Genomic DNA, 20,446 nt, shown 5'->3' on the forward strand with positions numbered 1-20,446 from the left:
CTCACCGGACGGCGGCGGGGCGTTCCCTCCCGCCCGCGCCTACCTGTCGGACTCCAGGACGCCGCCGTTGGCGACGTCGGACCTCTCGATCTCCGTGAAGACGATGCGCACCGCCTCCGGACGGACCTTGAGGATGTCCACGGCGGCCTGGGTCACCGCGCTGACGAACTCCCTGCGCTGGTCGAGGGTGCGGCCCGAGAGCAGTTCGACGGTGATGTTCGGCATGCTGAACCTCCACTCCGATCTGTTGCGTTACATGAGAGCACATCCCATTACATGAAACAATATGGAAACGTGCGCACCTGTCCCGCCGGACCGGGCGGAGCGGCGGGTGACCGGGCGGCGGCGCCGTACGGAGCGGGAAGAGGGTCAGCGGGCCCGGGGCGGGTCGGGGGCGCCGAGGGCCTGCGAGACCTCCCGGGCGGCGCTCACCACCTCGGGGGCGAGCCGCTCGATCTCCTCGCGGCCGAGGTCCATCGCGAGGGCGGAGATGGAGATGCCGCCGAGCACCCGGCCCGTGTGGTCGAGGACCGGGGCGCCGACGCACAGCACGCCCGGGAGGTTCTCCTCGTCGTCCAGGGCGTACCCGCGGGCCCGGACCACGGCGAGGTGGGCCAGCAGGTCGTCCGCGGTCACCAGGGTGTTGGGCGTCCGCCCCGGCAGCCCCGCGCGGGCGCAGATCTCCCGCACCTCCTCCTCCGGGAGCTGCGACAGCACGGCCTTGCCGATGGCGGTGCAGTGCAGGGGCAGGCTCATGCCGATCCGCGAGGGCATCTGGTACGGCCGGCGGCCCTCCAGCTTGTCGACGTAGACCGCCTCGTCCCCGCTGCGGACGGCGAAGTGCGTGGTGTAGCCGGTGCGCTCGTGCAGCGCCCGCAGCGCCCCGGCCGCCTGCCGTGCCGGGTCGAAGCGGTTCATGACCCGGCCCGCCAGGGTGAGGATCCGGGGGCCGGGCTCGTAGCCCCCGGAACCGTCGGACCGCGCGAAGCCCCACTCGACGAGCGACTGGAGGATACGGTGGACCGTCGACTTCGACACGCCCGTCACCGCGGCGATGTCGGTCACGCGGTGGTGCTCGGCGATCGCCTCCAGCACCGCCAGCGCCTTGTCAATAGAACTGCCTTCCCTGACCACGCTGCGAGCCTACTGGTCAGCGCGCCAACCAGCCTCCGTCCACCGCCAGCAGATGGCCGTTGACGTAGTCGGACGCGGAGGAGGCGAGGAAGACCGCCGCGCCCACGAGATCCTCCGGCGCACCCCAGCGGCCCGCCGGGATGCGCCCGGCGATCTCGGCCTCCCGCACCCGGTCCTCGCGCAGCCGCCGGGTGTTCTCCGTCGCGATGTAACCGGGGGCGATCGCGTTGACCTGCACGCCGGAGGCGGCCCACTCGCAGGCCAGCGCCCTGGTCAGCCCGGCGACGGCGTGCTTGGAGGCCGTGTAGCCGGGGACGTTGATCCCGCCCTGGAACGACAGCATCGAGGCGATCATGATGATCTTCCCCGAGCGCCGGGCGAGCATCCCCGCGCCGACCGCCCGGCTGAGCAGGAAGACCGCGTCGAGGTTGACGTCGAGCACGTCGCGGAAGTCGGCGTAGGAGTGCCCGGCCGCCGGGGCCCGGCGGATGATCCCGGCGTTGTTGACCAGCACGTCGACCGGGCCCAGCCGCTCGGCGGCCTCCGGGATCCGCCCCGGGTCGGACAGGTCGAGGATCCAGCGCGTCGCCCGCCGGCCGGTCCTGCGGACCTCGGCCTCGACCTCGTCCAGGTCGTCGTCCCGCCCGTGCAGCACCAGGTCGGCCCCGGCGGCCGCCAGGCCCACCGCGACCGCCCGGCCGATCCCGGTCCGGGCGCCGGTGACGAGCGCGGTCCTGCCCTCCAGCGAGAACATCAGCGCATCTCACCGATCGCGACCTGCTCCACGTCGTCGTACGCCTGGTTCTCCCCGCCCATCGCCCAGACGAAGGAGTAGCTGTGCGTGCCGAAACCGCAGTGCACCGACCAGGGCGGCGAGATCACCGCCTGGCGGTCGGCGACCACGAGGTTGCGGGTCTCGTCGGGGCGCCCCATCAGGTGGATCACCCGCTGGTCGGCGGGCAGATCGAAGTAGAAGTAGACCTCGGTCCTGCGCTCGTGGGTGTGGCAGGGCATGGTGTTCCACATGCTGCCGGGCGCGAGCACGGTCACGCCGAGCACGAGCTGGCAGCTCCGGATGCCCTCGGCGTGGACGTACTTGTGGATCGTGCGCTCGTTGGAGCCCTCGGGGGAGCCCAGCCGTACGGGCTCGGCGTCCTCCAGGGTGGTCTTCATCGTGGGGAGGGAGGCGTGCGCGGGGGTGGAGACGAGGTAGAACGGGCCGCCCTCGAACGTCACCTCCCGCGCCCCCATCCCGGCGTACAGGCACTCCTTCCCGGACAGCTCGTACGGCGTGCCGTCCACCGTCACCGTGCCCGTCTCGCCCACGTTGACCACGCCCAGCTCGCGGCGCTCCAGGAAGTACCCGGCCCGCAGCCCGTCGGGGCAGGGCAGCTCCAGCGGCCCGTCGCCGGGCAGCGCGCCGCCGACGACGATGCGGTCGTGGTGCGAGTGGACCAGGCGGACCTCCCCGGGCACGAAGAGCTGCTCCGCCAGGAAGCGGCGGCGCAGCCACTCGGTGGTCGCGCCGGGGATCTGGTCGGGCGCCGTGGCGTGCCGTACCTCCATCGACCCTCCATGTTCTCTGTTGATCAGAGTTGTTCTATTACATGGAATTAAAGCCTGTTACATAGAACATGTCGAGCGTACGGCGCAGCTCCTCGCGGGCTTGCCCCTGACGCGCGGGTCAAGGGTTAACGTCGCGACGCCGCACACCCCCCGGCCTCCCGCATTCCCCCACTCCACAGAGGAACATCGCATGCCCACTCCGCCGCGTGTCTCCCGCGAAGTCCGGCTGGCCGCCCTGCCCGACGGCCTGCCGGGCCCGGAGCACTTCGAGATCGCCGAGACCCCACTGCCGGCGCCCGGGGACGGCCAGGCCCTGGTCAGGAACCGCTTCTTCCACGTGTTCGCCGCGCTGCGCACCCTCATCGGCGAGGGCGTGGACGGTGCGCCGTTCCCGCCGCTGCGCCCCGGAGACACCCTGTTCGGGGCAGCCGTCGGCGAGGTCGTCTCGGCCCCCGAGGGCAGCGGGCTGCGCCCCGGCGACCTGGTCTCGCACTGGCTCGGGTGGCGCGAGTACGCGGCCGTGGACGTCACAGGCTGCACCCCGCTGGACGGCTCCCTGCCCGATCCGGCCGCCCACCTGGCACCGGGCCGGTTGGCCTACACCGCACTGACCAGGGACGCCGAGATCCGGCCCGGCGACACGGTCTTCGTCTCGGGCGGCGGCGGGGCGGTCGGCTCGATGGCCGGGCAGATCGCCCGGCTGCTCGGCGCGGGCCGGGTGATCGGCAGCGCCGGCTCGCCGGAGAAGGCCGCGCGGCTGGTCTCCGAACTCGGCTACGACGCGGCAGTGGTCCGCGGCGCGGGCCCGATCGGCGAGCAGCTCGCGCGGGTCGCGCCCGACGGCGTCGACGTACTGCTGGACAACGTCGGCGGCGAGCAACTGCGGGCCGCGGTGGCGGCGGCCCGGCCCGGGGCACGGTTCGTCCTGGTCGGCGCGCTGTCCGGTCAGCTGTCTCCGCACGGTTCCGGCACCGAGGCGCCGGTCGAGCTGGACTCCTACCGGCTCATCCTCAGGCAGGTCACGATCCGCGGCTTCGGCGGCTTCGGCGGCTCTGAGGAGCTCTCACGGTGGAATGAGCGCTTCGGCGGCTGGCTGCGCTCCGGCGACCTCGTCTTCCCGCACGTGCGGGTCCGCGGCATCGAGAACGCCCCGCGGACGCTGCACGAGGTGTTCCACGGCCGGCACCTCGGCACCGTTATCGTGGAGCTCTAGGTTCTGCTCGTGGATCCTCGTTACGGCGGAGATTCACAAAACAGGACCCGGGCCCCGCCGGGGCGGGGCCGCGGAACGCGAGAACCCGGGTGCCGGAGGGCTGATGAGGATCGGCGACGCGGCGGCCGCGGCGGGGACCACCCCGCGCGCGCTGCGCTTCTACGAGCAGCGCGGGCTGCTGCCCCCGCCGCCGCGCACGGCGTCCGGGCAGCGGGAGTACGGCCCCCGCGAGGTGGCCCGGATACGAATCGTCCGCGAGCTGCTGTCCCTCGGGCTGACCGTCGAGGACGTGCGGAGCCGCGCCGATCGCCTCCACCTCCTGGAGGGCGACGACCCGCCGTACGACGCCCCCGGGTGCGCCGAGGGCAGGGGGGTCGTCGGACGCCGGCTCGCGGCGCTCGACGAGGAGATCGCCCGCCTGACCCGGCTGCGCGAGCGGCTCGCCACCCGGACCGGCGTCCAGGACACCGTGGCCCCGTAGCCGCGTGGCCCCGTGACCGCACGCCCGCGTACAGCGTGCCCTCGCGGCCTCACGGTCCGACGGAAAAGGGGTTCCCGCCACACGGCGGGAACCCCTCCGGAACGCGGGACCGTCAGACCTCGATGATCACCGGGACGATCATCGGGCGGCGGCGGTAGGTGTCGCTCACCCACCGGCCGACGGTCCTGCGGACCACCCGGCGGATCTGCTGGGCGTCGGCGACCCCGTCGGCCGCGTTGTTCTCCAGCGCCCTCTCGATCTGCGGCAGGATCTCGTCGAACATGTCCGGGTCGATGCCGGAGCCCCGGGCGTGGATCTCCGGGCCGCCGGCCAGCTTGCCGGTGGCGGAGTCGACCACGATGACGATGGAGATGAAGCCCTCCTCGCCCAGGATCCGCCGGTCCTTCAGCGCGAAGTCGGTGACGTCGCCCACGGAGGTGCCGTCCACGTAGACGTACCCGGCGGAGACCGCGCCGGTGAGCCGGGCGCGGCCGTCGACGAGGTCCACCACGACGCCGTCCTCGGCGATCACGATGTGGTCGCGCGGCACCCCGGTCAGCGCGGCCAGCTCGGCGTGCGCCCGCATGTGCCGCCACTCGCCGTGCACCGGCATGAAGTTGGACGGCCGGGTCACGTTGAGCAGGTACAGCAGCTCGCCCGCGGCGGCGTGCCCGGAGACGTGCACCTTCGCGTTGCCCTTGTGCACCACGCGGGCGCCCCACCGGGTCAGGCCGTTGATCACCCGGTTGACGGCGGTCTCGTTGCCCGGCACCAGCGAGGACGCCATCAGCACGGTGTCGCCCTCGGCGATCCGGATCGGGTGGTCGCGGTTGGCCATGCGCGACAGCGCGGCCATCGGCTCGCCCTGGGAGCCGGTGCAGATCAGCACCAGGTCCTCCGGCGGGAGGGCCTCGACGTCCCTGGAGTCGATGATCAGCTCCGGCGGCACCTTCAGGTAGCCCAGGTCGCGGGCGATGCCCATGTTGCGGATCATCGAGCGGCCGACCAGCGCGACCTTGCGGCCGTGGTTGGCCGCGGCGTCCATCACCTGCTGGACCCGGTGCACGTGGGAGGCGAAGCTCGCCACGATCACGCGCTTCTGCGCGGTGCGGATCACCTCGTCGATGACCGGCGCGATCTCCCGCTCGCTGGTGACGAACCCCGGCACCTCGGCGTTGGTCGAGTCGGACATCAGCAGGTCCACGCCCTCGGCCCCGAGCCTGGCGAAGCCCCCCAGGTCGGTCAGGCGGCCGTCCATCGGCAGCTGGTCCATCCGGAAGTCACCGGTGTGCAGCACCAGCCCGGCCGACGTCCTGATCGCGACGGCGAGCGCGTCCGGGATCGAGTGGTTGACCGCGAAGAACTCGGTCTCGAACGGCCCGAACCGGTGCCGCTCTCCCTCGACGACCTCGACCTTGACCGGCTGGATGCGGTGCTCGGTGAGCTTGGCCTCCACCAGCGCCAGCGTCAGCCTCGATCCCACGATCGGGATGTCACGCCGCTCGCGCAGCAGGTACGGCACGGCGCCGATGTGGTCCTCGTGGCCGTGGGTCAGCACCAGCGCCTCGACGTCGTCCATCCGGTCGCGGATGTATTCGAAGTCGGGAAGGATCAGGTCGATGCCGGGCTGCTCGGGCTCGGGGAACAGCACCCCGCAGTCGACGATCAGCAGGCGTCCGTCGTGCTCGAAGACCGCCATGTTGCGGCCGATCTCCCCGAGGCCGCCCAGCGCGACGATGCGCAGCCCGCCCTCGGCCAGCGGCGGCGGCGTCCCGAGATCCGGGTGGGGGTGGCTCATCCGGTCACCCCTTCCCGGTGCGCCGCGAATCCCTCACCGGGTGCCGCGGACCTCGGCCGGACGGGGTGCCCCCCACGTTCTCCATGTTCTCTGTGGCTCAAGCTTCCGTTCCTCCCCACTGCGGCCACCTGCGGCCGCCACGTTTCCTTTGTCATGCAACCCCGTCGGGCAGCTTCACGCCGCCCGCGACCAAGTCTTCTCGCAACCGCGCGACCTGCTGCTCCGTGGCCTCCGCCAGGGGCGGCCGCACGGATCCGGCCGGGCGGCCCAGCAGGGCCAGCGCCGCCTTCGCCATGATCGCCCCGCCGGCCTGCGTCATGATCCCGGAGATCACCGGGAGCAGCCTGCGGTGTACGGCGAGCGCGCCCGAGACGTCGCCCGCGCGGTACCGCTCCATCAGGGCGGCGATGTCCGCGCCCGCCACGTGCCCGATCACGCTGACGCAGCCCGCGGCGCCGACCGACAGCCACGGCAGGTTGAGCGCGTCGTCACCCGAGTAGAACGCCAGGCCCGTCGCGGCCATCACCTGCGAGGCGGCGAACAGGTCGGCCTTGGCGTCCTTGACCGCGACGATCCGCTCGTGGGCCGCCAGCCGCAGGAGGGTCTCGGTCGCGATCGGCACGCCGGTGCGTCCCGGGATGTCGTACAGCATGACGGGCAAACCGGTGGCGTCGGCGACGGCGGTGAAGTGGCGGTGGAGCCCCTCCTGCGGCGGCTTGCTGTAGTACGGGGTGACCACCAGCAGGCCGTGCGCCCCGGCCCGCTCCGCGGCCCTGGCCAGCTCGACGCTGTGGCGGGTGTCGTTGCTGCCCGCCCCGGCGACGACCACGGCGCGGTCACCGACCGTCTCGACGACGGCGCGCAGGAGACGCTCCTTCTCCTCGTCGGAGGTCGTGGGCGACTCGCCCGTCGTGCCGCTCACGACGAGGCCGTCGTTGCGCTGCTCGTCCACCAGATAGGCCGCCAGGCGCCGAGCCCCCTCATAGTCGACCGAGCCGTCCTCGGCGAACGGCGTGACCATCGCGGTCAGCATGCGCCCGAAGGGCGCGTCAGAGGCTCTCGTCGGCGCTGTCATAGACCGAACGGTACCCGGACTCCCTCAAAACGGTTGACCCCGCCACCCCGTCCGCGCTACTCACGAGGACGGGCCGGTGAGGACGGATCGGCTCGCGACGCTCCGCCGCAGGCGACGGGCATGGACGCGGGCGCGGACGCGGCGGCCGCCGGAGCGGGCCGTTCCCGCTCCCGGGACGTCTTCCCCGTCGGCTCCCGAGCCACACCCCACAGTACTCGAAGCCTTCCCGGGGTGACGGTCAGGCGAGACCGGAGCAGCCCGGTTTTCCCACTTTTATGGCAAAAAAATCTTCAACATACGCCATGTCGGGTCACCGACCGGACGTCGTTGCTCACCGGACATGCGAGAGACCGCCGATATGTGCTCGGGGGTACACACATCGGCGGTCTCTTCCGTTGAATCGGGGCCGCTTACTCGGGCGTTACACGGTCTCTGAGATATTTTCTGGCGCTTTCGGCGGAAGGCAAAGTTGGGGCTCCAAACAGTCACGATCACCCTCCGTGTCGTCGCGTATACGACAGGATGAGGCGACGCCCGCCGACCCCTGGGATGGACATCGTGGCAACCTCCGATCCTGTCTACCTGCGCGTCGTCGCCGACATCCGCCGCCAGATCGTCGACGGCTCCCTGCTCCCCGGCGCGCCCGTCCCCTCCCGCGCCCAGCTCACCCGCAAGTACGGCGTGGGCGAGACCGCGGCCCGGCACGCGCTGCGCGTGCTCGCCGCCGAGGGCCTGATCGTCGGCCGCGTCGGCTCCGGCCACTACGTGCGGGCCCAGCCGGTGCTGCTGCCCCTGCACCGCTGGCGCCTCCACGACCACCACGTCCCCTTCGGCGCCGACCCCGGTCCCGAGGACGTGCGCGTCACCTGCGACCGCCGATCCGATACGGCCACGGCCACCCCCGACATCGCCCTGCGCCTGCGTCTGGGCGGCTGCGCCACGGTGGCTCGCACCCACTACGTCTTCCGCGGCGACGGCAGGCCGATCCAGCTCGCCACCTCCTACGAGCCCGCCGGGCTCGGCGAGCCCGGTCCCGGCGCCGGCTTCGGCTCCGTCCTGGGCTCCAGCCTTGGTTCAGGTCCCGGCGCCGGTCCCGATGAGCATCTCCGCGGGCCGGCCGGCCGCCTCGCCGCCCTCGGCATCAAGGTCACCGAGATCGTGGAACAGGTCCGCACCCGCGTCCCCCAGCCCGCCGAGAGCGACGCGCTCGCCCTGCCCGCGGGCGTCCACGTCCTGCACGTGGAGCGCACCCACTGGGCCGGCGACCGCCCGGTCGAGACCAGCGACATCGTCATCCCGGGCGACCGCTTCCGCCTGATCTACACTCACGCGGTCCAGCAGTAGACCCGCTCCGCGAGCCTTGCGGGCCATGCGGGCCATGCGGGCCATGCGGGCCATGCGGGCCATGCGGGCCATGCGGGCCATGCGGGCCGCCGTGGAACGCCGTACGACGAAACCGGATTCCCGCCGCGGCGGGCCCGAGAGGTCCCGCGGGCCCCGTGGACTCCCTTGGTCCCGGGCAGGCCGGAATGTCGGCGGCCCCTGGTACAACCGACCTGGTTTCCCGAGCCGGAGGTGCCTCGCGTGCGCGTCAAGGACATGCCCCCCAGCGACCAGCCTCGCGAGCGGCTCCTGTCGAACGGCGCGACCGCGCTGGCCGACCGGGAGCTGCTCGCACTGCTGATCGGCTCGGGGAGCCGGGGCACCAACGCGGTGGAGCTCGCCTCCCACCTGATCGCGCACTGCGGCGACCTTCGCGGACTGGCCCGCTCCGACGCCCACCGCCTGATGTCCGTCCCCGGCATCGGCCCCGCCAAGGCCGCCCGGGTGATCGCCGCCTTCCACCTGGTGCGCCAGGCGCAGTCGGAGCCGGAGCGGCGGCGGATCACCTGCTCGGGAGACCTCGCCGCGGTCACCGCGCCGCTGCTGCGCGGCCTCGGCCGCGAGCGCGTGGTCGTCGTGGTCTGCGACGCCGGGGGCGCGGTGACCCGCCGGGCGGTCGTCAGCGAGGGCGGCGGAGACCACGTCCCGGTGTCCGTCCGCGAGATCGTCAGCACGGCCCTGACCTCGGGCGGCATCTCCTTCGGCCTCGCCCACAACCACCCCGGCGGCTCCCTCGATCCCAGCCCCGACGATCTGGAGCTCACCGCGCGCCTGCGCGAGGCGGCCGAGACCGTCGGTCTCCGCTTCCTGGACCATGTGATCGTCACCGACACCGCCTGGCGCCGGGTCGGCCTCGGCACCCCCTGACGACGTCTCCGAGGTGGTTCGGAGTGAGGGCGCCGTGCCACCCGGACGGCACGGCGCCCCACCCCGGGCCTGTTCGCGGACCCCTCCCCCGCCGTGGCCGGCCAGGCGTCTCCTCACGACATCGTGAGGAGACGTCCGGCCGATCCTCGCCACGGCGGAAACCCGCGGAACAGGACCGGACCCGGCGAGCCGATGGAGCGTGGGAAGCGACTCGCCGGACGGCCGGGCCCCGGCGGGCGGCATGGGGTCGCCCGCCGGGGATTCCTGTGGTCCCGCATCGGCCCTCCACCGATGCGGGACCGCCTCCCGCCTCGAGCGCCATGGCCCCCCAAGAGACGGGTGGTTGGTATGCCCGGCGGCGGGAGACCTCTGCGCGTCCCGCCGCCGGGCACGTTCATCGGCCGTCACCGCGCGGCGCCGGCCAGCAGGCGGCGCCAGAGCTCCTGCGTCCGGCTTGCGATCTCCCACGGTGACTCGTGGACGACCGTCACGCCGTTCCGCCGCTCCGTTCGCCGTACGAACATCAGCCCTCCCGCCTGACACAGCTCGTAGAACGTGGCCAGGCAGTCGCAGGTGTGCTCCTTCACCCGCACCCGCGAGGTCCTCGGCCGCTCGGGCCGCCAGTCGACCAGCCCGTGCTCCGAGTTCGGCGAAGCGGGATGAAGGCTGTGATGAACCTCCTCCAGCCTGCCGAGCGCCTTCCCGCCCCTCCGCTGCTTGGCCACGCCCTAACTATATGTCTAGTCGTATCTCTCCGTCAAAGCCTGAACGTCTTGTCTCTTAGACGTACCGTTATGGCAGGGCTCGTGTCTGTTCGTCTACCTTTTCAATGTGCTCGACTACGATGGAGACACCCACCTCTACCTCCAGATCGCCGAGATCATCCGGGAGCGGATCGCCGAGGGAAAGCTCTCCCCTGGCCATCCCGTCGCCAGCGAGACCGCCATCAGAGATGAGTTCGGCGTCGCGAGGACGACCGCCAGGCGAGCGGTGCGACTGCTGCGCGAGGAAGGGCTCCTCTACACCGTTCAAGGTGAGGGCACTTTCGTGGGGCCTCCCGGCGAGGGAACCCGGCAGCCGAGGAAGACGCCGATGTACCGGCAGATCGCGGAAGACATGATCGAACGCATCCGCAGCGGCGCCATCCGGCCACGTCGCCCCATCCCCAGTGAGATGACCCTGACCCAGGAGTACGACGTGGCGCGGGAGACCGCCCGCCGGGCCGTCGCCCTCCTCCGCGAGCAGGGATGGATCTACACCGTGCCGCAGCGCGGAAGCTTCGTCTCCCCGCAGGAGAGAAATGGCCCGCCGAATGATCCGGCCTTCCCGGGGCCGTCCGCTCCCTCATATCGGGGCGCCGGTCTTCCCACCCGCCGATCACCGCATTCGGTATGTACGGACGTCCTCCCCCGTCTAGAGCTCGGTCGTGCTCGATCGAGACGGTCCCATACCGCTCTACAAGCAGATCGCCGAGGTGATCCGCGAGCGGATCCTGGGCGGGGAGATCATCCCCGGCGAAGCCGTGCCCAGCGAGACGGAGTTGGAAAGCGAGTACGGCATCGCCCGCACGACCGCGCGGCGCGTCGCCCGGGAGCTACGCGAACAGGGGCTCGTCCACACGGTCCGAGGCGAAGGCACCTTCGTCGGCGAGCCGGACGTACCACGCGAACCCCGTAGGACACCCCGTTATCAGCGGATAGCCGAAGATGTCGTCGGCCGCATCCGGCGGAGCGACTTCCCACCGAACCGCGCCATCCCCAGCGAGAAGGCGCTCATGGCGCAGTACGGCGTCGCCAAGGCCACCGTCCGGAACGCCGTGGCGCACCTCCGCGAGCAGGGATGGGTCTTCACCGTCTCCCATCGCGGCACGTACGTCTCCCCCGAGGAGAAGTGGCCCGGCGCTGCGGCCGGGCGCTGAGCCCCGGAGCCTCCGGAGCCCTGGAGTGCCGCGCTCTCCGGGCTATCCCGGCGACTTGGCGGCGACGACGCCGAACGGGTTGATCGCCGGGGCCTTCTCGAAGAGGTCCGGGGCCTGCTCCGACAGCGCCCGGATCAGCTCACCCGACATGTGGGCGGTGCGGGCCTCCTCGTCGGGGAACGCGCCGAAGATCGCGTACAGGGTGGAGCCCAGGCGCATGGCGAACCAGTCCGTGGTCCCCGGCTCCTTCTCGACGAGTTGGAGGGCCTCGGTCAGGAAGCCCTCCGCCGCCTCCTCCTTGCCCGGCTTGACTTCCAGCAGGGTGAGCAATCCCAGGGTGACCATGTCGCCTCCCGCGGGTCTCTCCGATGAAGGACCTCTCACCCTCAGCGTTCCCAGACCGGGACCATGGCTACCGGATTCACCCGCGGGATCACGCGCCGGCGCGTGAGCGCAGGGCCGCGAGGGCCCGGTCGGCGTGGACGCGCATGTTCGTCTCGCTGTGCACGACCTCCAGCACGCGGCGGTCGGTGTCGATGACGAAGGTCATCCGGCGGGTCAGGAACGGCCCGGCCGCGAAGGTACGGCGGACGCCCAGCGCGCGGGCGACGGCGCCGCCGGGGTCGGACAGCAGGGGGAAGCCCAGCCCGTAGGTGTCGGCGAACCTCTTCTGCCGGGCGACACCGTCGCGGCTGATCCCGACCGGGTGGGCCCCCAGCGCGGCGAAGTCGCCGGCCAGGTCGCGGAAGTGGCAGCTCTCGGCCGTGCAGCCGGAGGTCATGGCGGCCGGGTAGAAGAACAGCACCACCGGCCCTTCCGCCAGCAGGTCGCTGAGGCGCCGCGCCTTACCGGTCTCGTCGGGAAGTTCGAAGTCCTCGACCACGTCCCCGACCGCGGGCCCACCACTCATGCCTCGTCCTTCCCTCGCGCCGCCGGCGCGTCCTCTCCCGCCCTGGAGCGGGACCGTGCCCCGGTTCTCCGGCCCCCCATTGTGGGGTGGGCGACGGCCCGCGGAACAGGGCCCCGGCGACCGGCCGTACGGGGCTTTCCACGGGGCCGGCGGCGGTGGCCGCCCCAGTGAAGCGGCGTGCTAGCGTCGCCGCCCATGACGGAGAACGTGTACGTGGGCAACGCCGGCGTGGACGCCCCCGGTGACCGCGGCTGGCTGCTCGGGCACTTCAAGCCGGTCGGCGACGTACGGCACAGCGAGGACGTGGAGATCAAGTGGGGCGTGCACCCTCGCGGCGACGAGCGCGCGGAGTGGGTGCGGGGCGAGAAGCGCACCGCGCTGCTGGTGCTGATCAGCGGGCGGTTCCGGGTGGAGCTGCCCGGACGCAGCGTGGTCCTGGCCGAGCAGGGTGACTACGTGGTGTGGGGGCAGGGCGTGGACCACTCCTGGTACGCCGAGGAGGAGTCGGTGGTGCTGACCGTGCGCTGGCCGTCCGTCCCCGGCTACGCCGTCTCCTGAGTCCTTATCGGCATCACCGCGGGCCCCGGCGGAGTGAACCGTAACCCGCCCGTCCGCGCGCGTGCCCGCTCCGCGCGCCAGCATCGGGGCATGAGCGCTGAATCCCGGACCGTCACCTTTCCCGACGGCCGTCACCTGACCTGCGACACCTGTGGCAACGAACAGTTCGAGCAGCATTCCTGGAAGCTGCAGACCACGGGGATGACCTTCATGAACCTCGACTGGGCCAACCGCGACGCGACCTGCTACGTGTGCTCGGCCTGCCGGCGGATCCACTGGTTCCACCTCTGATCCGCCGGCCGGCGCGCGCCGGCGCCCGGCATCGGGCGTCCGGTGCCGGGTGCCCGCTCAGAACACCGGGATGATGTCGTCCGGGTCGAGGACGTCGACCTGGACGCCGTCGATGTCGAGCTCGGGGATCGCGGGGAACTCGATGCCCCAGCGCTGCACGATGACCCGGATCTTGGCCATCGCCACCCGCCAGTTGTCGGCCTGCTCCTCGTAGGAGAGCACCCCCAGGCCCGCGTCGCGCGCGTGGCCCATCAGGACGCGGTGGTTGGCCAGGAAGTACGGCGGAAGCTCCCAGAAGCCGTCCGGCGGCTCCCACAGGATCATGGACAGGAACACGAACCCCGCCCGGAGCTGCCGGGTGATCAGCGTGCGGGTGTCGTCGGTGAGGCCGGGCCACTCCTTGTCGAGGATGGTCATGCAGATCTGCAGGTGGCGGGACTCGTCACGGCCGATGCGGTGGAACATCTCGCTGAAGACCGGGTGTCTGGTGCCGCTCGCCATGCCGCGGAAGAGGGTGGAGGCCGCCATCTCCCCCATCATGAAGCTGGTGAACAGCACCGGCAGGGTGTACTTGCCGACGGCGCTGTTGTAGCCGGTCCAGTAGCGGCCGCCGTTGTGGTAGAGCCAGCCGATGTTGTTGTGGGCGGCCTTCTCCAGGTCGGTGACCGGGGTCCAGTCGAGCGGGCCGCCCGGCCACAGCCTGGCGATGGCGCGCTGGCAGCACTCCTCGTGGTTCATCTCGTCGCGGGTGATCGAGAAGAAGCACTTGCGGACTGGGTCCTCCTCGTGCTTCTCGAACGCCTGGATGGTGGCGCGGGCGAAGACCGCCGGGCCGGAGGCGTCGAAGTTGGCCAGCACGGAGAACCAGTACATGATCCCGAGCCGCTGCTCGGTCGTGAAGGCGGCCGGGTCGAGGTCGTCCCAGGGCAGGTCCGCCGGGTTCCAGACCATGCGCTTGGACTTCTCGTAGATGGCCGCCAGCTTCTCGGTCTCGACCCGCCATTCCATCGGGTAGATGTTCGGTTGGGGAACCGCGGGGGCGGGCCAGAACCCGCCCTCGGGAACCGTCAGGTCCGCCATGATGCCACCCCTTCGGCCGCCCGGTTGTGACAGGCACAGCTCACATCCTGCGCCCGGATGTCACAATCTTTCAAGAGCGTGCCCGCTGGGAGGCGGCGACACACGCGAGCACCGCGACGGCCGCCACGACCGTGACCGGCCCGAACCGCTCGCCCATCAGGAGCCAGGCCCACACCAGCGTCAGCAGCGGCTGGGCGAGCTGGGTCTGGCCGGCACGGGCGATGCCGCCCGCGGCCAGGCCGGCGTACCAGGGGATGAAGCCGAGGAACATGGAGAACAGGCCGACGTAGGCGAATCCCGCGACCGACACCGCGTCCGGCCGCGACTCCGTCGCCAGCGCCAGCGCGACGGTCACCGGGACGGTGAGGGGCGCGGCGACGACGAGGGCGTGGGAGATGACCCGTGAACCGGGGATCTCGCGGGCGAGCCGGCCGCCCTCGGTGTAGCCGACGGCGGCCGACACGAGCGCGCCGACGAGCAGCAGGTCGGCCCCGGTGACGTGGCCGCCGCCCCGGCTGAGGGTGAAGGCGGTGATCGCCGCGGCGCCCAGGGCGCACGTCGCCCAGAACAGCGGCCGGGGCCGCTCCCCGCCGCGTACGGCGGCGCAGGCGGCGGTGGCGGCGGGCAGCAGCCCGATGACCACCGCGGCGTGGGAGGCGCTCGCCCCGGCGTCGAGCGCCAGGCCGCTGAAGAGGGGGAAGCCGATCACGACGCCGGCCACGATGAGCAGGTAGGAGCCGAGCAGGCGACGGGGCGGCAGCAGGGGCGCCCGGGTGGCGAGGAGGAAGACCAGCGCCGCGGCGGCGGCGACGGCGGCCCGGCCGACGGCCACGAGATAGGGGTCGAAGCCCCTCATCGCGAACGCCGTGGCCGGGAACGACATGGAGAACGTCAGCACGCCGAGTCCGGCGAGGAGGGTGCCGCGCCACGCCGTACCCGGCAGAGCCTCCGGGTGGGGCACCGCTACTCGATTCCGGACAATAGCGCTACTCTTAACCATCATGAATGACGATAGCAGTATCGTCCGATTGGCGGCCAGCATCAGGGAGACCGCGGCCCGGATGCGCCCCGGCGACCGGCTGCCGTCGAGCCGCGAGCTGGTGCGGGCCTACGGCGTGAGCCCGGTGACCGTGTCGCGGGCCCTGGGACGGCTCGCCGCCGAGGGCCGGGTGGTGGTCAGGCCCGGCAGCGGCACCTACGTCGCCGCCGCCGCTCCCCGCCCGGACGACGCGGCGGACCTGTCCTGGCAGACGGTGGCCCTCGGTGACCGGGTGGTGGACGACGCCGCGGTGAGCGGTCTGCTCACCCCCGCGCCGGAGGGCGTCGTCCCGCTCACCGGCGGCTATCTCCCGGAGGCGCTGCGGCCGGAGCGGGCGCTGTCGGCCGCGGCCTCCCGCGCGGCACGCCGTCCCGGCGTCTGGGACACGCCGCCGCTGAACGGCCTGGCCGGACTGCGCGGGTGGTTCGCCCGGGAGGTCGGCGGCGGCATGACCGCGGCCGACGTCCTGGTGGCCGCCGGGGGCCAGGCCGCCCTGACCCACGCCTTCCGCGCGCTGGCCGCGCCGGGCACACCCGTCCTCGTCGAGACGCCCACCTACCCGGGCGCGCTCGCCGCCGCGCGGGCGGCCGGGCTGCGGGCCACGGCCGTGCCGGTGGACCGCGACGGGGTGCGGCCGGAGCTGCTCGCGGAGGCGTTCGCGGTGACGGGCGCCCGGATCTTCTACTGCCAGCCCACCCTGCACAACCCCACCGGCGCGACACTGCCCCTGGACCGGCGGCGCCAGGTGCTCGCGGTGGCGCGGGCCGCCGGGGCGTTCGTCGTCGAGGACGACTACGCCAGATACCTGACGACCTCTCCCGCCCCGCCCCCGCTGGTCGCGCTGGACTCCCACGGCACCGTCGTGCACGTCAACTCGCTGACCAAGCCGCTGTCGGCGGGCATGCGGGTCGCCGGGGTCGTCGCCCGCGGGCCCGCCGCGCTGCGGCTGCGGGCGAGCCAGGTCGTGGAGTCGTTCTTCGTGCCCAGGCTGCTCCAGGAGACGGCGCTGGAGCTCGTCGGCTCCCCCGCCTGGCCCCGCCACCTGGCGACGCTGGGCGCCGAGCTGGCGGCCCGCAGGACCGCGCTGGTCACGGAGCTCACCGCCCGCCTGCCGGCCGCCGGGATCCACCTCGTGCCCGCGGGCGGACTCCACCTGTGGTTACGGCTGCCGGCCGGCACCGACGAGGACGCGGTGGTGGAGGCGGCCCGGCGGGCGGGCGTCACGGTCAGTCCCGGCCGCATCTACCACCCGGCCGAGCCCCCCGGGCCGCGCATCCGGGTGACCCACTCGGCCGCCGCCCACGCGGTGGAGCTGGCCGAGGGGGTGCGGCGGCTGGCGGCCGCGCTGGAGGAGACCCGCTGACGGACCCGTACGGCGGCACCTGTCCGCCCTGCGGAAACACCATCGAACCGGTCACGATGGAGTCGCACGGAATACAACCCTCTAATGCCATACAGTGGTTGCGAAGAGGTGATCGCCCCGATGAACGATCCTGCCGCCCTGGTCTGCGACTTCGTGAACACCTATGACGTCGAGAGCGGCACCGACGCGGTCCCGTCCCCCGCCGCGCTGGCCGCCTGGCTCGCCGGGCGCGGACTGACCGCGCCGTCCGACGCGGCCACCGGTGACGACCTCGCCCTCGCCGTCGCCCTGCGGGAGACCCTGCGCGAGGCGCTCCGCCGCAACCACGACGCCCGCGCCGCCGATGCCCCCGACGGCTCCGGCGGCTCCGGCGGCTCCGGCGGCTCCGGCGGTCCCGACGGGCCGGGGGGCGACGGCGCCGCCGGCGGGCGGCCCGGCCCCCCGTCGCGGGTCTTCGCCGGGCTCCCGCTGCGGGTGGCCCTGACGGCCGGCGGACCGGCCCTGGAGCCGGTCGCGGAGGGGGTGCCCGCGGGTCTGGCGCGGATCGCGGCGGCGGTGATGGCCGCGCACGCCGCCGGGATGTGGCCCAGACTGAAGGTGTGCACCGAGAGCACCTGCCAGTGGGCGTTCGTCGACTCCTCGAAGAACCGCTCACGGTCCTGGTGTTCCATGAGGGTGTGCGGCAACCGCACAAAGACCCGGGCATATCGGGCACGGCGCCAGGCGGAGACCGGATCGCGTCATCTACGAGCCGGATTCCCCGATACGGTGTAGGGGCCTGTCTCACGGATCACCGTGCCTGATGCCCGCTCGCGTGGCCGGAGAACCGCGAGGCAGCGCGTCCTGAGGCGACGGCACGGCAGCAAAGGAGCGGGCCGAGATGGCAGACGTAGGCGTGCGGGTGGCTCGGCACGATGATGTCGCCGCGGTGACGAGCACCCAGATTCGCGCCTGGAAATACGGTTACCGGGACTTCCTTCCCGAGGGACCGCTCGAGCAGATGACCAATGCGGCGGCCGAGGCGATGTGGCGGCGCCAGTGGGACGAGGCGATCACCAGCCCGCCGTCCTCCCGCCACCGGGTGCTGGTGGCGGTCGAGCAGGTCGTCCTCGACACCGACGCGTTCCCCGCGCTCGGCCCCGGCGGGATCGAGGCGGCCGCGGCGATGCGAGGCGCCGAGCGCGTGGTGGGCCTTGCCTCCCACGCCCCGGCCGAGGACCCCGACCTGAACCCGGACACCACGGCGGAGATGCTCAGCTTCCTGGTGGATCCCGACTACGTCCGGCGGGGGCACGGCAGCCGCCTGCTCAACGCGACGGTCGACTACCTCCGCGACGACGGCTACCAAACCATCGTGACGTGGGCCTTCGCCGACAACCACCGGACCCTCGGGTTCCTGGAATCGGCGGGGTGGGGTGAGGACGGCGCCGAGCGGGTCCTTAACATGGGGCGGCCGGTGCGGATGGTCCGCCTGGCCACCGACATCAGCTGAACGCCGGCGCGCGCCGGTCCGGGGCCGCGAGGCGTCCGGGGCGGCCGCGGACCGGTGACAACGCCCGAGAGGAACCCCGCAGCCCATGGCCACCCCGAGCCAGTGGATCGCCGGAGCACGTCCGCGTACCCTTCCCGCCGCCGTCGTCCCCGTCGCCGTCGGCACCGGCGTCGCGATCGGGGACGACGGGGCGGTGTGGTGGCGCGCCCTGATCGCCCTGTTCGTGGCGCTCGCCCTGCAGATCGGGGTGAACTACTCCAACGACTACAGCGACGGCGTGCGCGGCACCGACGACCAGCGGGTCGGGCCGATGCGCCTGGTCGGCTCGGGGGCGGCGGCCCCCCGTCAGGTCCTCGCCGCGGCCCTGGGCTGCTTCGCCGCCGCCGCGGTGGCGGGGCTGGCGCTGGTCCTGGTCACCCGGGCGTGGTGGCTGCTGGCGGTGGGCGCGCTGGCGATCGCGGCGGCCTGGTTCTACACCGGCGGCTCCCGGCCCTACGGCTACCGCGCGCTCGGCGAGCTGTCGGTGTTCGTGTTCTTCGGTCTGGTGGCGACGGCGGGCACGACGTTCGTCCAGCTCGAACGGCTCTCCTGGACCGCTCTGGCGGCCTCCGTGCCGGTCGGCCTGCTGGCCTGCGCGATGCTGGTGATCAACAACCTGCGCGACATCACCACCGACGGCCCGGCGGGCAAGCGCACCATGGCCGTGGTGCTGGGCGACAGCCGCACCCGCGTCCTCTACACCCTCTGCCTGGTCCTGCCGCTGGCCGTCGCGCTCGTCATGGCGGTGTGGCGGCCGTTCGGGGCGCTGGCCATCCTGTCCGCGCCGCTGGCGATCGCCCCGGTGCTGTTCGTCGGGCGCGGCGCCACCGGCCCGGCCCTGATCGCCACGCTCCAGCAGACGGGCCGCTTCCAGCTCGCCTTCGGCCTGCTGTTCACCGTCGGCCTCGCCCTCTGACCTTCGGTACGGCCCGGCCGGCGGCCCCGGCGCCCGGCCGCCGGGCACCGCGCCCCGATGTCACATCGGGGCGCGCCCTCTCGTCCTTCCCGTGAAAGCACGGAAGAAGGAGGGGGAAACATGTCCCGCATCGTGATCGTCGGCGGGGGGTTCGCGGGGGTCTGGAGTGCCGTCGCGGCGGCCCGCACGCGTGGGGATGGGAAGAGCCCGCGCATCACGCTCGTCACCCCGGACGACGACCTCGTGCTACGTCCCCGGCTGCACCGGCTCGACCCGGACGCCGCCCGCGTGCCGCTGAAGCGGATCCTGGCGCCGGTGGGCGTGGAGCACCTGCGCGCGAAGGTGACGGGCATCGACATCTCGGGACACCGCGTCACCGCGGACGGCCACGAGATCGGCTACGACCGCCTGGTGCTGGCCTCCGGCAGCCGCCTGGTGCGCCCCGGCCTGCCGGGCGCCGAGCACCTGTTCGACGTCGACACCGCCGAGGGCACGGCCCGGCTCGCAAGCCGCCTGCGGGGGCTGGACGATTTCACGGCCGTGGTCGTCGGGGCCGGATTCACCGGCCTGGAGGTCGCCACCGAGCTCGCCGCCCGCGGGAACGTGGTGCTGGTGGAGCGCGCGGACGTCGTCGGTCCCGACCTCGGGCCCGGACCGCGCCCGGTGATCGAGGCGGCCCTGGCCGACCTGGGGATCCGGACCCTGCTCGGCACGACCGTCGCCGCCGTGGACGCCGGGGGCGTGACCCTCGCCGAGGGCACCCGGATCGCGGCCGACGCGGTCGTCTGGACGGGAGGCGTGCAGGCCGGCCCGCTCACCGCGCTGGTCCCCGGCGAGCGGGACCACCTGGGCCGCCTCGCGGTGGACCGGCATCTGCGGGTCCGCGGGGAGGCCACCGGTGACGTCTTCGCCGCCGGGGACGTCGCCGCCGCCCTCGCCGAACCCGGCCACCATGTCCTGCAGTGCTGCCAGCACGCCGTGCCGATGGGGAAGGTGGCGGGCCGCAACGCCGCCGCCGACCTGCTCGGGCTGCCGCCGGAGGACTTCGCGCCCGATCCGTACGTCACCTGCCTGGACCTCGGGGCCGCCGGGGCGGTGACCACCGCGGGCTGGGACCGCACGGTCCGGCTGACCGGGGCGGCGGCCAAGGAACGGAAGGAGCTGATCCTGAGGATGATCCGGCCGCCGCTCGACGACGCCGGGGAGATCTTCCGCGCGGCCTCCCGTCAGGGCGTGGGCGTCCCTCGCTGATCCCCGTGCCCCGCCGTCCCGGCCCGGGAGCCGGAGACGGCGGGGGCGGGACCGGCACGGCCGCACCCGGGA

The 20,446-nt window shown here is 72.9% G+C and carries 23 protein-coding genes and 1 pseudogene; 13 read left to right on the forward strand and 11 right to left on the reverse strand.

Annotation, left to right across the window (positions count from 1 at the left end):
* Positions 1–39 precede the first annotated feature (39 nt).
* The 4 genes from IEZ10_RS03210 to kduI all read right to left on the reverse strand — a co-directional run bounded on the left by IEZ10_RS03210 (position 40) and on the right by kduI (position 2,700).
* Positions 40–225 (reverse strand): tautomerase family protein, encoded by a 186-nt coding sequence (locus IEZ10_RS03210; RefSeq protein ID WP_189244880.1) that lies wholly within the window; start codon positions 223–225, stop codon positions 40–42.
* Positions 226–369: 144 nt separating this feature from the next.
* A complete protein-coding gene (locus IEZ10_RS03215) occupies positions 370–1,134 on the reverse strand; it encodes an IclR family transcriptional regulator (RefSeq protein ID WP_189244881.1) in 765 nt (254 codons plus the stop codon).
* 16 nt (positions 1,135–1,150) lie between these two features.
* Positions 1,151–1,888 (reverse strand): SDR family oxidoreductase, encoded by a 738-nt coding sequence (locus IEZ10_RS03220; RefSeq protein ID WP_189244882.1) that lies wholly within the window; start codon positions 1,886–1,888, stop codon positions 1,151–1,153.
* On the reverse strand, positions 1,888–2,700 hold the full coding sequence (gene kduI / locus IEZ10_RS03225) for a 5-dehydro-4-deoxy-D-glucuronate isomerase (RefSeq protein ID WP_189244883.1): 813 nt from the start codon (positions 2,698–2,700) through the stop codon (positions 1,888–1,890). The genes IEZ10_RS03220 and kduI overlap by 1 nt, the downstream gene beginning before the upstream one ends.
* Positions 2,701–2,890: 190 nt before the next feature.
* Between kduI and IEZ10_RS03230 the strand changes: the two genes are divergently transcribed.
* Entirely contained in the window at positions 2,891–3,913 is a 1,023-nt protein-coding gene (locus IEZ10_RS03230; RefSeq protein WP_189244884.1) for an MDR family NADP-dependent oxidoreductase, read from the forward strand.
* A gap of 103 nt (positions 3,914–4,016) precedes the next feature.
* Positions 4,017–4,394: a MerR family transcriptional regulator gene (locus tag IEZ10_RS03235; protein ID WP_189244885.1), complete on the forward strand. Its 378-nt coding sequence runs from the start codon at positions 4,017–4,019 to the stop codon at positions 4,392–4,394.
* 112 nt (positions 4,395–4,506) lie between these two features.
* Here IEZ10_RS03235 and IEZ10_RS03240 read toward each other — a convergent pair whose 3' ends face one another.
* A complete protein-coding gene (locus IEZ10_RS03240) occupies positions 4,507–6,192 on the reverse strand; it encodes a ribonuclease J (protein ID WP_189244886.1) in 1,686 nt (561 codons plus the stop codon).
* A gap of 151 nt (positions 6,193–6,343) precedes the next feature.
* Positions 6,344–7,267 carry a 4-hydroxy-tetrahydrodipicolinate synthase gene (gene dapA / locus IEZ10_RS03245; RefSeq protein ID WP_189244887.1) on the reverse strand — a complete coding sequence of 308 codons (924 nt, stop codon included), beginning with the start codon at positions 7,265–7,267 and terminating at the stop codon, positions 6,344–6,346.
* Positions 7,268–7,825: 558 nt separating this feature from the next.
* Here dapA and IEZ10_RS03250 point away from each other — a divergent pair.
* On the forward strand, positions 7,826–8,611 hold the full coding sequence (locus tag IEZ10_RS03250) for a GntR family transcriptional regulator (protein ID WP_189244888.1): 786 nt from the start codon (positions 7,826–7,828) through the stop codon (positions 8,609–8,611).
* Positions 8,612–8,851: 240 nt separating this feature from the next.
* Positions 8,852–9,517: a JAB domain-containing protein gene (locus IEZ10_RS03255; protein ID WP_189244889.1), complete on the forward strand. Its 666-nt coding sequence runs from the start codon at positions 8,852–8,854 to the stop codon at positions 9,515–9,517.
* A gap of 404 nt (positions 9,518–9,921) precedes the next feature.
* On the opposite strand, the gene IEZ10_RS03260 is transcribed toward IEZ10_RS03255, so the two are convergent.
* On the reverse strand, positions 9,922–10,242 hold the full coding sequence (locus IEZ10_RS03260; protein WP_229810884.1) for a hypothetical protein: 321 nt from the start codon (positions 10,240–10,242) through the stop codon (positions 9,922–9,924).
* Between the two features lie 106 nt (positions 10,243–10,348).
* Here IEZ10_RS03260 and IEZ10_RS03265 point away from each other — a divergent pair.
* Positions 10,349–10,741: pseudogene (locus IEZ10_RS03265) on the forward strand (GntR family transcriptional regulator); the annotation flags it as partial.
* A 202-nt stretch (positions 10,742–10,943) separates the two neighbouring features.
* A complete protein-coding gene (locus tag IEZ10_RS03270; RefSeq protein WP_189244890.1) occupies positions 10,944–11,435 on the forward strand; it encodes a GntR family transcriptional regulator in 492 nt (163 codons plus the stop codon).
* A gap of 42 nt (positions 11,436–11,477) precedes the next feature.
* Here IEZ10_RS03270 and IEZ10_RS03275 read toward each other — a convergent pair whose 3' ends face one another.
* Both IEZ10_RS03275 and IEZ10_RS03280 read right to left on the reverse strand, forming a co-directional pair.
* Positions 11,478–11,780 carry a putative quinol monooxygenase gene (locus IEZ10_RS03275; protein WP_189244891.1) on the reverse strand — a complete coding sequence of 101 codons (303 nt, stop codon included), beginning with the start codon at positions 11,778–11,780 and terminating at the stop codon, positions 11,478–11,480.
* A gap of 88 nt (positions 11,781–11,868) precedes the next feature.
* The gene (locus tag IEZ10_RS03280) at positions 11,869–12,345 is read right to left on the reverse strand and encodes a peroxiredoxin (protein WP_189244892.1); all 477 of its coding nucleotides are present in this window, start codon (positions 12,343–12,345) and stop codon (positions 11,869–11,871) included.
* Positions 12,346–12,540: 195 nt separating this feature from the next.
* On the opposite strand from IEZ10_RS03280, the gene IEZ10_RS03285 reads away from it, so the two are divergent.
* Together IEZ10_RS03285 and IEZ10_RS03290 are read left to right on the forward strand one after the other, a co-directional pair.
* Positions 12,541–12,903, forward strand: a complete 363-nt coding sequence (locus IEZ10_RS03285; protein WP_189244893.1) for a cupin domain-containing protein — start codon at positions 12,541–12,543, stop codon at positions 12,901–12,903.
* Positions 12,904–12,993: 90 nt separating this feature from the next.
* Positions 12,994–13,194: a hypothetical protein gene (locus IEZ10_RS03290; protein WP_189244894.1), complete on the forward strand. Its 201-nt coding sequence runs from the start codon at positions 12,994–12,996 to the stop codon at positions 13,192–13,194.
* A gap of 57 nt (positions 13,195–13,251) precedes the next feature.
* Here the strand turns inward: IEZ10_RS03290 and IEZ10_RS03295 are convergent, their stop codons facing one another.
* The gene (locus tag IEZ10_RS03295) at positions 13,252–14,274 is read right to left on the reverse strand and encodes a hypothetical protein (RefSeq protein ID WP_189244895.1); all 1,023 of its coding nucleotides are present in this window, start codon (positions 14,272–14,274) and stop codon (positions 13,252–13,254) included.
* Positions 14,275–14,344: 70 nt separating this feature from the next.
* The gene (locus tag IEZ10_RS03300; RefSeq protein ID WP_229810885.1) at positions 14,345–15,235 is read right to left on the reverse strand and encodes a DMT family transporter; all 891 of its coding nucleotides are present in this window, start codon (positions 15,233–15,235) and stop codon (positions 14,345–14,347) included.
* Between the two features lie 58 nt (positions 15,236–15,293).
* Here IEZ10_RS03300 and IEZ10_RS03305 point away from each other — a divergent pair, with 58 nt between their 5' ends.
* The 5 genes from IEZ10_RS03305 (at position 15,294) to IEZ10_RS03325 (ending at position 20,374) form a co-directional block, all read left to right on the forward strand.
* Complete coding sequence (locus IEZ10_RS03305; protein ID WP_229810931.1) at positions 15,294–16,676, forward strand: aminotransferase-like domain-containing protein; 1,383 nt, start codon at positions 15,294–15,296, stop codon at positions 16,674–16,676.
* Between the two features lie 120 nt (positions 16,677–16,796).
* A complete protein-coding gene (locus tag IEZ10_RS03310; protein WP_189244898.1) occupies positions 16,797–17,450 on the forward strand; it encodes a CGNR zinc finger domain-containing protein in 654 nt (217 codons plus the stop codon).
* Positions 17,451–17,556: 106 nt separating this feature from the next.
* Positions 17,557–18,168 (forward strand): GNAT family N-acetyltransferase, encoded by a 612-nt coding sequence (locus IEZ10_RS03315; protein WP_189244899.1) that lies wholly within the window; start codon positions 17,557–17,559, stop codon positions 18,166–18,168.
* A gap of 85 nt (positions 18,169–18,253) precedes the next feature.
* Positions 18,254–19,123 carry a 1,4-dihydroxy-2-naphthoate polyprenyltransferase gene (locus tag IEZ10_RS03320; protein WP_189244900.1) on the forward strand — a complete coding sequence of 290 codons (870 nt, stop codon included), beginning with the start codon at positions 18,254–18,256 and terminating at the stop codon, positions 19,121–19,123.
* Between the two features lie 120 nt (positions 19,124–19,243).
* Positions 19,244–20,374, forward strand: a complete 1,131-nt coding sequence (locus tag IEZ10_RS03325; protein WP_189244901.1) for an NAD(P)/FAD-dependent oxidoreductase — start codon at positions 19,244–19,246, stop codon at positions 20,372–20,374.
* The last annotated feature ends 72 nt before the right edge of the window (positions 20,375–20,446 follow it).

This window comes from Streptosporangium pseudovulgare, from assembly GCF_014648055.1.
GTDB classification, from domain to species: Bacteria; Actinomycetota; Actinomycetes; order Streptosporangiales; family Streptosporangiaceae; genus Streptosporangium; species Streptosporangium pseudovulgare.

What these genes read in the sequence shown, in the direction of transcription:
- IEZ10_RS03210 (WP_189244880.1), bottom strand. Translation starts at nt 225, where the DNA reads ATGCCGAACATCACCGTCGAACTGCTCTCGGGCCGCACCCTCGACCAG.
- IEZ10_RS03220 (WP_189244882.1), bottom strand. Translation starts at nt 1,888, where the DNA reads ATGTTCTCGCTGGAGGGCAGGACCGCGCTCGTCACCGGCGCCCGGACC.
- kduI (WP_189244883.1), bottom strand. Translation starts at nt 2,700, where the DNA reads ATGGAGGTACGGCACGCCACGGCGCCCGACCAGATCCCCGGCGCGACC.
- IEZ10_RS03230 (WP_189244884.1), top strand. Translation starts at nt 2,891, where the DNA reads ATGCCCACTCCGCCGCGTGTCTCCCGCGAAGTCCGGCTGGCCGCCCTG.
- IEZ10_RS03235 (WP_189244885.1), top strand. Translation starts at nt 4,017, where the DNA reads ATGAGGATCGGCGACGCGGCGGCCGCGGCGGGGACCACCCCGCGCGCG.
- IEZ10_RS03240 (WP_189244886.1), bottom strand. Translation starts at nt 6,192, where the DNA reads ATGAGCCACCCCCACCCGGATCTCGGGACGCCGCCGCCGCTGGCCGAG.
- dapA (WP_189244887.1), bottom strand. Translation starts at nt 7,267, where the DNA reads ATGACAGCGCCGACGAGAGCCTCTGACGCGCCCTTCGGGCGCATGCTG.
- IEZ10_RS03275 (WP_189244891.1), bottom strand. Translation starts at nt 11,780, where the DNA reads ATGGTCACCCTGGGATTGCTCACCCTGCTGGAAGTCAAGCCGGGCAAG.
- IEZ10_RS03280 (WP_189244892.1), bottom strand. Translation starts at nt 12,345, where the DNA reads ATGAGTGGTGGGCCCGCGGTCGGGGACGTGGTCGAGGACTTCGAACTT.
- IEZ10_RS03285 (WP_189244893.1), top strand. Translation starts at nt 12,541, where the DNA reads ATGACGGAGAACGTGTACGTGGGCAACGCCGGCGTGGACGCCCCCGGT.
- IEZ10_RS03290 (WP_189244894.1), top strand. Translation starts at nt 12,994, where the DNA reads ATGAGCGCTGAATCCCGGACCGTCACCTTTCCCGACGGCCGTCACCTG.
- IEZ10_RS03295 (WP_189244895.1), bottom strand. Translation starts at nt 14,274, where the DNA reads ATGGCGGACCTGACGGTTCCCGAGGGCGGGTTCTGGCCCGCCCCCGCG.
- IEZ10_RS03310 (WP_189244898.1), top strand. Translation starts at nt 16,797, where the DNA reads ATGAACGATCCTGCCGCCCTGGTCTGCGACTTCGTGAACACCTATGAC.
- IEZ10_RS03315 (WP_189244899.1), top strand. Translation starts at nt 17,557, where the DNA reads ATGGCAGACGTAGGCGTGCGGGTGGCTCGGCACGATGATGTCGCCGCG.
- IEZ10_RS03320 (WP_189244900.1), top strand. Translation starts at nt 18,254, where the DNA reads ATGGCCACCCCGAGCCAGTGGATCGCCGGAGCACGTCCGCGTACCCTT.
- IEZ10_RS03325 (WP_189244901.1), top strand. Translation starts at nt 19,244, where the DNA reads ATGTCCCGCATCGTGATCGTCGGCGGGGGGTTCGCGGGGGTCTGGAGT.